Raw genomic sequence first — 14,189 nt, forward strand, 5'->3', positions numbered from 1 at the left:
CGCATTGAACGCAAACAAAATTCAGCGGTCTCACTCGCTGTTTGGGTACCGACGCTGTGGGTGCTAATCAGTGGGTCAAGGCCAATTGAGAGATGGTTTGAGACCAGGCCGCTAGACACGCTAGGTGGCGAGGGAGGAGGCAGTCCGCTTGACCGATTAGTGCTCGGCATCTTTATTGTTCTCATGCTGTTTATCATTTTCAGGAGAAAGATCGATTGGTCTGGAATATTGAAAGATAATCTTTGGCTTGCCGTCTTGGTCCTATATACGGGTCTCAGCATTTTATGGTCGGATATCCCATTTGTGTCCTTCAAGAGATGGGTGAGATCTGCGGGAGATATTCTCATGGCTTTGGTCGTTCTGAGTGAACGGATGCCATTCCAAGCCCTGGAGAGCGTTCTTCGTCGCTCGGCGTATATACTGATTCCATTTTCCCTTATGCTCATTCATTACTTTCCCTTCTATGGGCGCGCCTATGGCCGTTATAGCGGGATAGAAATGTGGACTGGGGTTACGTTGCACAAGAGCAGTCTCGGACCGTTGTGCGCCATTTCTGCATTGTTTATGATTTGGGCGCTTCTGCGAGAATGGCGAGCAGGAACTCTCTTCAAAATCAGCCCTCAAAACTTAGCCGACGCTTTTGTACTGATCATGACGATCATCATGCTTTGGGGGCCAGGCGTATCCTTCAGCGCGACATCCGTCAGTATAGTAGTTGTCAGTACTGTTGTAATGTTGGTGCTGTATCGCATGCAAGCTCTTGCCAGGTATGTTGGGAGGCAGCTGAAAGCTATCACGGTGGTCTTCGTATCGCTGTACCTACTCCTCTTTGACTCATTGGTGGAAATATCTGCTTCTATATTGGGGCGTGATACAACTTTGACCGGTCGCACAGACATTTGGCGCCCCCTCCTTGATTTTGCGTCCCAAAGCCCCATATTCGGAGTTGGTTACGGAGGATTCTGGGCACCAGGGAATCAGGAGTTGGAAGAACTTTTCAGCCCTCAATTCATTCTGGCTCAATCTCACAATGGTTATCTGGCCGTTTACGTTGAGCTTGGGATCACAGGAATTGTGTTGCTTGCACTGTTTATTCTGGCCTACTGCGGCAAAGTTGGGAGAGAACTAAGTCATGCATCAGAATGGGGGGTTTTTGGAATATGTTTCCTAGTGATGTCGATGCTCTATAACAACACTGAGGCTAGTTTCCTACAGTCAGTCGGCAATCTTTGGCCTATTATGGCTCTTTTGGCGGTCGTGTGTTCGCGGCAATCCTTGGCTACAGACAGAAATCGATTCTGCATGTGACAGGGAGGTATCGTCTTTTGGTGTGGAAATCTGGGATCTCAGTAAGTCTGGACGATGGAAGGCTGTCTCTATTTAGTCGTTCTACTGGATCTCTAGTCACGAGCCGTGGTGCGCTGGGTTATCGGGCCCGGAGCACGGGCGAGTTGACGCAGCAGGGGCCTTACAGATGGCGCTGCGCCGACGGCAACCGAACCCAAGCCTGCTCGATAATTCGGATCGCGGGAAACAGTGTGCAGCCATCGCTTACCAAGAGGCGCTCACAACGGCGGGAATCACCGTCAACATATCGCAGAAGTGGAATTGGTCAGACAACGCCTGCGTGGACAGTTTCTTCGGCATCGTGAAACGGGAACTGATTCATCACCGCCAGTACCGGACGCGGGAAGAGGCCAGACAAGAGATCTTTGAATGCCTCGAAGCGTTCTGTAAGCGACAGCGCCGCCACTTGGCGCTCGGCCATTTTAGTTAAGCGGATAATCGATTAGGTGCATGGTGTCGATAGCTCTGGCTGGGCAGTTACAAAATTCTTAATCCAACGGGAGGTTGAGGAGGAGCTGTATCCGTTCCGCTCCCGCTTCCACTCCGCAACGGATGAGGGTAGGCATACGGCCTGTAGTACAGTGTCCATGAGTTCGTAGACGTACATTTGTAGAATGCTCCATTTTGAATAACGCTGGGATCAACCGTCGGCGTGGGAGTGCTCGCCACCCAGTATCCCACCCCTGTTGTACACGTACCTGTGGGAGCCGTGATCCCACGCCCTATTCCTGCGGTACAGGCCGAGGAGGTGCAGCTCGGGTTATACTTCCACCAATTCACATTTTCCACGGGCGGACAATTCGAGTTGTAGTTATCCGCGGCGGGATAAGGTGTGAGATCGACATTCGATCCGTTGTTCGTGAAGTTCCACCAGTAGGTGTTGTCAGTCTGGATGTAGGGCAGCGGCCAGGTGCTGTCGACGGATTTGTTACAGCCCGCATCGTGGTTGGAGACGTTCGCCCCAGACCCACTCAGCCCGGTCATCACGTTGTTGTGGTATAACCCCCAGCCTCCACGATGAAACAAGGTGCGATAGCCCGCCTTATTCGTGATAGTGTTGCCGTAATATTCGACGACCATCGTGCCGGTCTGTCCACTCGGCCAATTTTGGAAGCCGTGGACATCCCAAATTTCATCTTGGCCGGCTGCGTTTTTCATCGCCCAAGTGTTGTATCGCATTACGACACGCCCGCCCTGCCCACATTCGACCCAGCCAGGAAAGCCATCGGTGGAGCCTGGCGTGGGCCATTGAATCGTATTATCCTCGTAGTAGAGATTGTCGCCGCTCCCGTAGGTCCGGGGAAAAGTGCCGCTGGAATGCTCAATCTTGTTGTCATTTCCAAAACAGCGGAGCAGGATTCGGGGGCGATCGAAGAGATTATTGGCGACCACGCCTCGCACTTGACCAGTCTGATAGATGACCGAACTACTGGACTGCGAGGGGTCTTTGAATCGATTGTCCATGAGCACGAGCTTCTTAAAGGGTTTACTGGAACTCGCCCCCGCACCAGTAACGTGAATTATCTCCGATGAAATATTGTTGCCGTCAAACGTAAAGCCAGATACTTTGATGGTTTCTTCGTTGTTGATCGCCGTGGCGTCGGGGGCGATGGAAATGCCGGTGTTGGCGATGGTGACGGTCAGCCTATCTCGGCCTGGGCCGATGAGGAGCACACCCTTGGTGAGGGACAATGTACTGCCCCAGGTTTCCGCGCCATCCCCGGCAGTGACATTAATGGTATCGCCACGGGAGGCGGAGGACACGCATGAACGGACCGATGCAAGATCCGGCGTGCTCACCCACGTCGGGGTCGAGCCGCTACAGGCGGCCCATGTTGGACCCGCCCAGAGCCCGAAGATTACAGCGAACGTCACATACAGTCGTCGCATGCTCACCTCCCTTTAACCCTGAATCCATTATCAAATATCAAGAATCGTCCCTTAACAACCGAGGTTACACACGATGGAGTCAGTGCCTCGGTTGGGAGAAAATGCTTACGAATTCGGCAAATCGGTGCTCCAGGGCACCGCTCGTCTTGAGAACATAAAGTATATCGTCACTGAGTCTAGCCATGATATCTGCGCGGCCAAGACCATAATGATGTAGATACTTTCGGTCATACGAAATAAGCAATCTGCATGCCTGTCGAGACTAGGAGGTGGATATTTGCAAATGGCGAGTTAACGCATGGAATAATAATGAACTATTTTCATTTTCCCCTTCTGAATAAACCGGTTAACTTATGCGCCTGTGACCCCTGCAGTGTATGCCACATCCTATACACAGACTGTGGCAAATTGCGTGTCAACTACTCGCGTGACTGAATTGTCTTCGTCGGTATGACACGTCTGAGCCTGGAGCCCCTCGCGTAGCTCCTGTGATCGGCTCATGATCCGAGGCTCTGGCCGTCTCAGCTTGGTCATGCGGGATGCCACCGTGGACGGATGCGACGGACAGGACCTTTACAGTTGAAGACCAAGGACGTCATCACCGCACGAGGGGGGTGTCGGGCATCCCGCTCAATGGTGTCCTGCCTTCGATACCTGAGGACACCGGCGAGGCACAACATATTCCACGCACATCAATGACAGGATGCTAGTTCAGCCTTGTCTTGACGAAGATTCGGTTGGAACAGGGGACAAGACTAAACCGCCATGACGAAGGCATACTATCTTCTAAAGCCTGCTATCCCGTGGGCCATTAGAATACGAGCACGACGCCTGATCGCCAATCATCTGCGGAAACAAGTCAGCGGTTCCTGGCCTATTTCATCGCCTGCAGCTCGACCGCCGGAGGGTTGGCCCGGATGGCCGAACGGCAAGCAATTCGCCTTCGTCGTGACACATGACGTCGAGGGAGCGCGTGGGTTGGCGCGCTGCCGGAAGCTGGCCGATCTCGACAAAGCGTTGGGGATTCGCGCAGCGTTCAACTTCGTTCCGGAAGGAGAGTACCGAGTTTCCGACACGTTCCGGGCTTTTCTCGAACACGAAGGCTTTGAAGTCGGTGTCCATGATTTGTATCACGATGGGTCGCTGTATCGTTCACCGCGGCACTTTGAGGCTCAAGCTCCGAAAATCAATCAGTATCTCAAAATGTGGGGGGCATCGGGGTTCCGGTCTGGCTACATGTTTCACAACCTCGATTGGCTTGAAAAACTCGATCTACTCTACGATGCCTCCACATTCGATACCGACCCGTTCGAGCCGCAACCGGATGGAGTCGGGACGATTTTTCCCTTCTGGATTCAACGCAACGGCTCGAGAGGCTATCTCGAACTCCCCTATACGCTTCCGCAGGATTTCACGTTGTTCGTACTCCTGAAAGAAAGGACGATCGACCTATGGACGAAGAAACTTGATTGGATCGCTTTGCACGGCGGCATGGCTTTGGCGATTATCCATCCTGACTACATGTCTTTTGACGGCAAACCGAATTCCTCGGAATATTCCGCCGATCTGTATGAAGGTCTTCTCAAGTACGTCGTTACCCACTACGGGGATACCTGTTGGTACGCCCTGCCCCGCGAGGTGGCGGCGTTCGCTTCGCACTTCGCACCTTCGCTAGTTCACCGCAAACTCGGTTGAGGGCGCCGGCCCAGCGACGAGCGCATCCCGTCCTTCGCAAACGCCCTATTCCTAGGGCGATATCATCTTCTGACGACATGCTCATGGGTTCAGAAAATCTCCTCGCGTTTGTGCTTGGTCTGATGAGGGGCAACAAGTCCTGCTCTTCTGCAGGCATCTATTCTGAAACGGTATATCGAGATCTCGTCCACCGAGAGTGGAAGCGTTCCGAGCGATCGGGTCACCTCTGCCAGATCCTGCTCGTCTCTCGCACAAACGCACAAGGACTAGTCGTGCCATTAGGATCGGAACTTTCCGGGAAGGCGATCTCGCTGTTGGCTATGAGCGTTCGTGACACTGATTACATCGGGTGGTATCGGCACGGCCGGACCATTGGGCTCTTGTTGACGACGGTACGGCCAGGTTCGCCCAGAGATGGGCGCGATAGCGTGAAGCGCCGCCTGGAGGACAGGTTCCGTGGCGGCCTCATGTTGACGAACGGCGACTCCCTTCAGACACATCTGCTCGAGCACGATCGGCTCTCAGCATCAAACGGAACCGACCCTCTCGTTCCGTTTTCTCGGTCCCAAGGACAGGTCCGCTAACCTCTTTCAAGGAGTGTCGTTATGCTAAGCCTCGGTGTGATCGGCTATGGGTATTGGGGTCCGAACGTGGTACGGAATTTTATCGGACATCACGATTGCAAGGTCGTCACGGTTTGCGACAGGTCTCCCGCTGCCTTGACGCGTGCGTTGGCGGCACATCCCGGTGTCGGTGTGACGACTGACCCGGATGCTGTGCTTCTCGCGCCGGACATCGACGCGGTGGCGATCGTGACGCCGGTGTCCTACCACTACGAATTGGCTACCAAAGCGCTTGAGAATGGAAAACATGTATTTGTGGAAAAACCTTTTACCGCAACCTCCGCTGAAGCCGAGGACTTGATCGAACTGGCGGATCGTCGTGGGCTCCAGATCATGGTAGACCATACCTTCCTCTTTACTGGAGCCGTCCGCAAGATCAAGCAACTCATTGATGCGGACACGTTGGGTCGGCTGTACTACTACGATTCGACGCGTGTGAATCTGGGACTCTTTCAGCACGATGTGAACGTGCTCTGGGATCTGGCGCCGCATGACCTGTCGATTATGGATTATTTGATCGGGCTTGAGCCCGAGCTGGTCGTGGCTACCGGCGGTGCCCACGTGAACAATCTCGAAAACATCGCCTACCTCACGGTGTATTTCCCCGACAATGTGCTTGCGCACATCAACGTGAATTGGCTCTCTCCTGTGAAAGTGCGCACGACGCTCGTCGGCGGCCAAAAGCGAATGCTGGTCTGGAATGACCTCGACCTGGCGGAAAAGCTTCGCATCTACGATAAGGGCGCCGACGTCAAGAATGAATCAGGAAAGCATGCGGCCTTGGTCAGCTATAGGACCGGCGATATGTATGCGCCTAAAATCGAAGAGGCCGAAGCGCTGAGGGTGGAAGCACGATATTTCTTGGACTGTGTCATGAATGGGACAAAGCCGATCAACGATGGACTGGCGGGGCTGCGTGTCGTACGCATTCTCGAGGCGGCAGAGCAATCGCTCAACCAGCACAGGGAGATTATGTTGGCTTAGCCCACACTATTCATGAGCGCTTCTAGTACAACCGCCGATATGCCGATGCGATGGGAAGGTTTACGTGACGGGACAATGCCCAATGCTGCTTGACGAGCGGCTCTTCAAACAGTCGGTCACGCGCGAGCGGAAACGTGCAGATCGTTCCGGGCTGACAATGGTGCTGCTCTTGGTCGGCCTTCCAACCATGTCGGGCAAGCAGGCCATGGCTCACGCCGACGTCGTGGCAAAGGCCTTGTCGACGGCCACGTCGGAGTTCGATATTCTCGGTTGGTTTGAGCCATCGTCGATCATCGGCCTGATCGTGCCCGAGATCGCCTCAGCCGACCAGGCCTGCATCTGCGATCGCCTCGAAAGTACGGTCCGGAGTGCGATCAGGCTTCAAGGTCACGAGGAGCTTGCGCAACACCTCTCGATCCGGTTGCGTGTGTACCCGGATCCTGCCACATCAACGGAGGAGCAGGTACCCTCCATGGATCCGCTGCTGTATCCGGAACTCTCAGTGGATCAGTCTGCGGTCCTGAATTTTCGAGTCTTCAAGCGGGGCATGGATATTGTGATCTGTACCCTGTTGTTACTCTTCATGTTCCCAGTGTTAATCCTCCTTGCCGTCCTTATCAAACTGTCCTCACCAGGGCCGGTCCTATTCAGGCAGATACGGATCGGGCATCTGATGAGGCCCTTCACCATGTATAAGTTCCGAACAATGTATGCCACCGCGGATCATCAGGTACACCACGACTATGTGAGCTGGTTCATCACCGCCAGCGACAAGGCGCCGTCGCAAGAGAAGCCGGTCATCTTCAAGCTCACGAATGATACGAGGATCACCCCCATCGGCTGGTTTCTCCGAAGGACGAGTCTGGATGAACTGCCTCAACTCTGGAATGTGCTGATCGGCGACATGTCTCTCGTGGGGCCACGGCCGCCGCTCCCGTACGAACTGCAACGGTATAAGCCATGGCACCGAGGTCGCGTGTTAGAGGCCGTGCCGGGCATGACCGGTCTCTGGCAGGTGGTTGGCCGAAGCCGCACGACGTTCGATGAGATGGTGCGCCTCGACTTACGGTATGCCAGGACGATGTCCCTGTGGTGCGACACCAAAATCCTGCTGGCGACACCGGCTGCAATGATCACCGGCAAGGGGGCCTGTTGAGATGCAGGCGTCTTCGCGGAGACCTCCGACATGACAACGTCACATGTACTCGTCCATGACAAAGCCTCGTTCGGACAATAGCAGAACCGATTTAGGATACACGACCTCCATGGTTGCTCTTCCTGATCTCGGGCTGCCGAGTCACACCTTGCCCTGGCGCCCGGGTCAGCGGAATGTCCTTGCGCTCCTGTTGTTGGTTGGTCTGTGCGCGTGGTTTTGGGCGCCGCTCGTGGCGCTCTCCGTCCTTGCCTGGGACAACGAGCATTTTTCCCATGTGTTGTTGATTCCGGCGCTGACAACCTGTCTGTTGCTTATGAATCGAACCGCCATACTGACTTCCCGCGCATGGACTCCGGCGGTCGGCACATTGGTGATGGCAGGTGGCGGCGTCTGCTACTGGGTCGCCGATGGGCAAGACTGGACGCCCGATCGACTAGCTGTGGCGATTTTAGCCTTTGTGGTGATGTGCTGGGGCCTGTTTCTCTTCAGTTTTGGAGCGGGATGCTTTCGAACGGAGTTGTTTGCGCTGGTGATGCTCCTCTTCATGGTTCCCTTTCCCACTATGCTCCTGGATGCGGTTATCGGGTTTCTGCAGCGTAGTTCGGCGGAAGCGACTCAGGTTCTCTTCTGGTTGCTCGGCATCCCTGTGGTCCGGGAGGGGTTCGTGTTCAGTCTGTCGGACTTCACGATCTATGTGGCGGAAGAATGTAGCGGCATCCGATCGGCTCTCTCGTTGTTCATTACCAGTCTGGTCGCGGGCCATCTGTTTCTTAGATGCACCTGGGGAAAAATTGGACTCGTGTCGATGGTTGTTCCCCTGGCGATCGTGAAGAATGCCTTCCGAATCGTCGGCTTGGCGCTGCTGGCGAACTATGTCGACCCCGCCTTTATTACCGACAGCGCGCTTCATCGCAATGGCGGCATTCCCCTCTTTGTCTTGTCGCTCTCAGTACTCTTTTGTGTTGTCTGGCTGCTGCGTAAGTTGGAGCAGCGTGAGCGAACCTGATGCGGAGCGGGGACGCGATGGTCTTGGAACGGGGTCGTGTGTGGACGATAAGCCCTCTTCGGGATAATCGGTGGCCCGAATTCGTCGATAGACATCCGATCTCTTCCGTCTTCCATACGATCGGTTGGCTTGATGCGTTGCGCACTACTTATGGATATGAACCGGTCGCATTTACGACCTCTTCGCCATCTGAGAAGCTGACGAACGCCCTCCTGTTTTGTGTGGCGCGAAGTTGGCTGACCCGCGGCAGATTGGTCTCGCTGCCGTTCACGGACCACTGCGAACCGCTTGTCGAGAACATCGAGCAACTCCGGGTGCTCTGTACTCATATCGAAAGGCTGCGAAAAACACAGCGGTGGAAGTATGTCGAAGTGCGGACCAGCGGCGCCCTCATCGGTGTCGAGGGTGGCCTTAGGGAGTGCAAGGTCTTTCGATGGCATCGGCTCGACCTTCGCTCCAGCCTCGATGCCCTGTATAAGGGATTCCACAAAAGCTGTATTAGGCGGAGAATTCGTCACGCGGAACGCCAAGGACTGAGGTATGAGGATGGCAGGGACGAACGCCTAGTACGCTCATTTTATGATCTCATCGTACTGTCGAGGTCGCGTAAACATCTTCCGCCGCAGCCGTTGGAGTGGTTTCAAAACCTTGCCTCCTGTATGGGAAAGAATGTCTGTATTCGGGTTGCGTTTAAGGGGGAACAGCCCATTGCAGGAATCTTGACCATGAATCACGGGAAAAAGATGTATTACAAGTACGGCGGCTCCGATGCCCGGTTTAACCATCTGGGGGCGACCCCGATGCTTTTGTGGAAAGCCATCCAAGCAGCGAAAATGGCCGGGATAGAAGATCTGGACCTTGGTCGCTCGGAGCTCGACAATCCGGGGTTGATTAGGTTCAAGGAGCGCTGGGGTGCCCACGGCGTGCCTCTTAGCCAGCGGCGTGGTGCTGCCGATGTGGTGTCACCGGGTTTGGAACGTCTGAAACTGCGTCTGGCAACTGCCGTTTGTGCCCGCGTTCCTCGCAAGATGCTGGTCTTGGTGGGTCGGCTCTTGTATCGACATGTCGGCTGAGTGATATGGCCCGGCATAGAGATTATAGAGATTGAGGATGTGAGAGGTGTAGCGTGGCTTCCCTGGTGTGGTTTGTCATAGCCCCGAGTCTTGCCGGAGTGACAGCAGCCGGGATGGCTACGGTCTTGTTTGTCCAGAGGCGAAGATGCGTCTTTAATCGGAGTCTTGCGGGTCTCCTGGCCCTCGCTGCAGTTGCAAACCTTGCTGATGGAATCGGATTAGTAGATGAGGCTCACGCACTGTTCTGGCGAGAAGTTGCCATGGCCGCCGGGCTTCTTCAGCCGGCTGCCGTTCTGTATGCCGGACTTACCTTCCTAACTCCGGTCGGATCAACTAAGGATCTCTCGCCGGTCTGGCGTGCCCGCATAGTCGGGATCGCGGGCGTGGTCATGGCGGTCGTCACCATCACCGGCTTCGTCTTTCAGTGGGAAGTCGCTGACGACGAACCGGGCGCGATGTCTCTGACCTCATGGGGACGTGTCCCATACGTGTTCATCGTCGTTGGGATGGCGTTAGCGTTGGCCCAATTGGAACTGGTCCTGCGAGCCAGCCGTGAGCCGTTCCGCCACAAGCTGAAATTCATCGTGATCGGGATGGGCGGGCTGGCAGGGTATCAAATCTATCAGGCCGGCCAAGTGTTGCTGTTCCCGGTCTGGCAAGCGGAGCATGTGGTGGTGTCCAGTATCGTGACGTTCGTGGCGCTCTGCCTGATCGCTCATGGGCTCTGGCGAAGCCGGCTTGGAGAGGTGCTTGTTCATGCGTATGTGTCCCACCAAGCTCTGGTGGGGTCGGTGACCTTTATCATCATCGGGCTCTACCTCCTGACAATCGGCGCTGTGGGAACCTGGCTGCGGGAAGCGAATCAACCGCTGGGTGTCGGGCTCAGTGTGGTCGTGACATTCACGGCGATCGTCGGGTTGGTGGTTGCCGCGTTCTCCAAGACGGTGCGCGCTGAGATTCGACGGTTCATGACGAGAAATTTCCATCGATCGAAATACGATTACCGCATGCAGTGGCTTCAAACCACCGAGGCGTTTCAAGGGGCGGCCGACAAGAATTCCATCATGGACCGCTTGTTGGATGTGCTGATCACGACTTTCCCGGCCACCGATGTTTCCATCTGGTCGTTTCGCGAGGCTGATCAGCGATTTTGTCGGGTTCGCTCGATGACCGGCAAGATTGAACCGGAGCCGATCGAACTATCTCATCCAATCGTCACAGCACTCACATTGCGGGATAGCGCGGTCTGGGTGGAACCACAAGCGACTGGAACCCGAAACCACTCCCTTGTGCCTACGGATCCTCTCCGGACGTCGGGTGTGGCGCTCTGTTTCCCGATTCGCACGCAGGGGCAAGTCATCGCCTTTATCTCGTTGGGCCCGCAACTGCGCGGCGTGTTGTACGGCACGGACGATGAAGATTTGTTGCGTGGAATAGCTCATCACGTGGGTATGTTGCTCTCTCATGCGACCTTGACGGAGGACCGGCAGGCGTCCGCTGAATTGGAGGCCCTTCACCGGTTCGCCCTGTTCTGTGTGCACGACCTGAAAAATTTGGCAGCGAGGCTGTCGTTGGTCGCCCAGAATGCCGAACGCCATGGCCGGGATCCCGCGTTTCAAGAATCGGCGATGCGGACCGTCAAAGATACCACCTTCAAGATGGCGGCCCTGATGAGCAAACTGTCCCTCAGATCCGTGCAGTCGTCCCAGGCTGCAACGCCTGAACCGGTGGACCTGTCCGCTGTGCTCAATGACATCGTCGCTCCGATGAAACGGGACCCTACCGTGCGGCTGGCGGTCACCGGCGCACCGGTTCCCCCGATCATGGCGGTGCGAGATCAGATTCACCAGCTCTTGCTCAACGTGGTGCTGAACGCGAAACAGGCTATCGGGGGAGATGGTCAGATCTCGGTCGCATTGGCACAGCAGAATGGTTCGGTCATCGTCACGGTTGATGATACGGGAGGCGGGATTCCTCCTGTCATGCTCGAGTCGCTGTTCCGCCCGTCGCAATCCGTCCGCCCCGGTGGGCTTGGAATTGGACTGTACCAATGCAAGCAAATCGTGCAAGCCCACCGGGGGACTATCCAGGTGCGCAGCGAAGCCGGGAAGGGGACCCATGTGCGAATCGAGCTTCCCGCCCATCAATCGGCCGGCGATGGAGCGGAATCTGGCTTGCCTCATCCAGCCATGTCTCTGCCAGCGTGAGACAGGAGAATTCCAAACCATGCCAACACGACCTGCGCTGCTTCTCGTCGACGACGATGCAGCAATTCACGACCAGATGAAATGGGCCCTCGCATCGGACTACGACCTGGTGACGGCATCGGATCGTGCGGCTGCCCTCGCGCAGATTCGCCAGGCCATGCCGCCGCTGGTGCTGCTGGATTTGGGATTGCCCCCCGACGTTGACGGGGCCTCCGAAGGGCTGGCGATTCTGCGTGAGACGATGCGACTGAATCCGGCGGCTAAAGTGATCGTTGTCACAGGCAACAGTGATAGAGCGAAGGCCGTCGCCGCCATCGAAAGCGGTGCGTACGACTTTATTGAAAAGCCGATGCAGCTCGATGTGTTGAAGGTGGTCCTGCAACGTGCGCTCTATCTCTTCAATCTTGAGTGTGAGAACCGTACTCTCAAAGGGCAGGCTGACGGGACTGAATTTGAAGGCCTCGTGGGGAATAGCAAGCCTCTGCGAGATGTACTTGGCATCATCCGCCGCGTTGGGCCGTCTGACGTCCCGGTTCTCATCACCGGGGAGAGCGGGACGGGGAAAGAGCTGGTGGCTCGCGCGATTCACCGACTGAGCGGCCGCAAAGAGGCGCCCTTTGTCGCCATCAACTGCGGCGCAATTCCGGAGACACTGCTGGAGAGCGAACTGTTCGGCTATGAGAAAGGAGCGTTTACCGGAGCTGTCCAGCAACGAAAAGGCCGGATCGAATCTGCGCAGGGAGGCACGCTTTTTCTGGATGAAATCGGGGATATTCCGCTGAATCTGCAGGTCAAGTTGCTCCGGTTCTTGCAAGCGCATGAAATCCAGCGGCTGGGAGGGAAAGACGCAGTCTCGGTCGATGTCAGGGTTCTCGCTGCGACGAACGTTGATCTGCAAGCGGCGATCGACGGCGGTCGATTCAGGGAAGATCTGTATTACAGGCTTTGTGTGGTGTCCATCTCGGTCCCTAGTCTGAAGGCGCGGGGTTCAGATATCACGCTCCTCGCACGAACGTTCTTGAAGAAGTTTGCAGAGGCACAAAACAAAATACTGAAAGGGTTTACACCTGAAGCGATCGAAGCGATGCTTGCGCACAATTGGCCGGGAAATGTCCGAGAGCTGGAGAATAGGATTAGGCGCGCGGTTGTGATGGCGGAAGGGAAATACGTCAGCCCAGCGAATTTGGAATTGAAAGACCTCTCCTCCGTCGATAGGGATTCCACGAGACTCCGAGTGACGCGCGACCTTCGCGAGAAGGAACTGGTGAGATTGTCGCTGGAAAAGGCCGAGGGCAACGTGTCGAAGGCGGCTGTGGAATTGGGGATTAGCCGACCCACACTCTACCAGCTGCTTGCTCGGTATGGGTTAAGGTTACACAGATCTACCGATGGATTAGAAAAAAGATGAGTGTCATGAAGCTCTCGATATGTAAAAGTATTTTACAGTTTTAAAATTCTATAACCAATTGAAAGTACTGCTGTAAATTCTTGCTTCGCCATTCTCCAGTAGCTGAATGTAATGACTCCTTACAGTTTGCAATTTACTCGACCGAAAAGCAGAGGAAAAGTCACAATAGTTTCGATGCTTATATAAATCATTTGGCTAGCACAAGCTATGCATCGTCCAAGGTCAGAGGTCGTGGTATGACGACAGGAGTCAGCCTCAGAGCGTAGGAAGATACGAAGCAGATAGGAAAGGATCGCAAGGGTGAAGAAAACAAGTTGGTTTATCCATTCTGTGCTTTTCGGTGCCATCCTCATCGCTATGGGATTCTCAGAGAATCTTGCGATGGGTCAGGTGACAAGCAACACCAGCATTAGCATTACCACCGAGAGCACTGAGCTTCTTCGTTTTAGACCTAGACCCAGACCCATACCCCCCAGACCTTGTGGCCGGAGATGCGCATCCGTACCTGAACCAGCATCCGTGATCTTGTTGGGTGCTGGATTAGCTGGGCTTGGAATCTGGAGGCGGATTTCACGGAAAGACTAGCCAAACAGTCTGTATAGCAAATGGAATAGAAGGGCCAACCTTCGATAAGGAGGTTGGCCCTTTGCTTTTTTACAAAGAATGCGCGTGGAACCGTCTGCGTCGAATGAATGGCGGAGAGAGGAGATTTGATGTCGTGCTCACCGGCCGTTCGCGCTCCTACAGAGGGGGCCACGTTCCGGCCGGCTCACCATCTCGCCGGCGTCCGCAGGCCTAAC

At 55.3% G+C, this 14,189-nt stretch carries 10 protein-coding genes; 9 read left to right on the forward strand and 1 reads right to left on the reverse strand.

Annotation, left to right across the window (positions count from 1 at the left end; translation table 11 throughout):
* The first annotated feature begins 159 nt into the window (after positions 1-159).
* Positions 160-1,308 carry an O-antigen ligase family protein gene (locus tag P0111_07580; protein ID MDF0643877.1) on the forward strand — a complete coding sequence of 383 codons (1,149 nt, stop codon included), beginning with the start codon at positions 160-162 and terminating at the stop codon, positions 1,306-1,308.
* A gap of 166 nt (positions 1,309-1,474) precedes the next feature.
* Positions 1,475-1,777 (forward strand): IS3 family transposase, encoded by a 303-nt coding sequence (locus P0111_07585; GenBank protein MDF0643878.1) that lies wholly within the window; start codon positions 1,475-1,477, stop codon positions 1,775-1,777.
* A gap of 47 nt (positions 1,778-1,824) precedes the next feature.
* Here P0111_07585 and P0111_07590 read toward each other — a convergent pair whose 3' ends face one another.
* A complete protein-coding gene (locus tag P0111_07590; protein MDF0643879.1) occupies positions 1,825-3,237 on the reverse strand; it encodes a hypothetical protein in 1,413 nt (470 codons plus the stop codon).
* Positions 3,238-4,002: 765 nt separating this feature from the next.
* Between P0111_07590 and P0111_07595 the strand changes: the two genes are divergently transcribed.
* The 7 genes from P0111_07595 (at position 4,003) to prsR (ending at position 13,389) form a co-directional block, all read left to right on the forward strand.
* Positions 4,003-4,932 (forward strand): hypothetical protein, encoded by a 930-nt coding sequence (locus tag P0111_07595; protein ID MDF0643880.1) that lies wholly within the window; start codon positions 4,003-4,005, stop codon positions 4,930-4,932.
* 605 nt (positions 4,933-5,537) lie between these two features.
* On the forward strand, positions 5,538-6,539 hold the full coding sequence (locus P0111_07600) for a Gfo/Idh/MocA family oxidoreductase (protein MDF0643881.1): 1,002 nt from the start codon (positions 5,538-5,540) through the stop codon (positions 6,537-6,539).
* A gap of 82 nt (positions 6,540-6,621) precedes the next feature.
* Positions 6,622-7,695 carry a sugar transferase gene (locus P0111_07605; protein MDF0643882.1) on the forward strand — a complete coding sequence of 358 codons (1,074 nt, stop codon included), beginning with the start codon at positions 6,622-6,624 and terminating at the stop codon, positions 7,693-7,695.
* 109 nt (positions 7,696-7,804) lie between these two features.
* Positions 7,805-8,701, forward strand: coding sequence for an exosortase/archaeosortase family protein (locus P0111_07610; GenBank protein MDF0643883.1), 897 nt, complete (start codon positions 7,805-7,807; stop codon positions 8,699-8,701).
* Complete coding sequence (locus P0111_07615) at positions 8,701-9,774, forward strand: GNAT family N-acetyltransferase (GenBank protein ID MDF0643884.1); 1,074 nt, start codon at positions 8,701-8,703, stop codon at positions 9,772-9,774. The genes P0111_07610 and P0111_07615 overlap by 1 nt, the downstream gene beginning before the upstream one ends.
* 98 nt (positions 9,775-9,872) lie before the next feature.
* Positions 9,873-11,981: a PEP-CTERM system histidine kinase PrsK gene (prsK, locus tag P0111_07620; GenBank protein ID MDF0643885.1), complete on the forward strand. Its 2,109-nt coding sequence runs from the start codon at positions 9,873-9,875 to the stop codon at positions 11,979-11,981.
* 19 nt (positions 11,982-12,000) lie between these two features.
* On the forward strand, positions 12,001-13,389 hold the full coding sequence (prsR, locus tag P0111_07625; GenBank protein MDF0643886.1) for a PEP-CTERM-box response regulator transcription factor: 1,389 nt from the start codon (positions 12,001-12,003) through the stop codon (positions 13,387-13,389).
* Positions 13,390-14,189: the final 800 nt, after the last annotated feature.

The organism is Nitrospira sp. (assembly GCA_029194535.1).
In the GTDB taxonomy this organism is placed as follows: domain Bacteria; phylum Nitrospirota; class Nitrospiria; order Nitrospirales; family Nitrospiraceae; genus Nitrospira_C.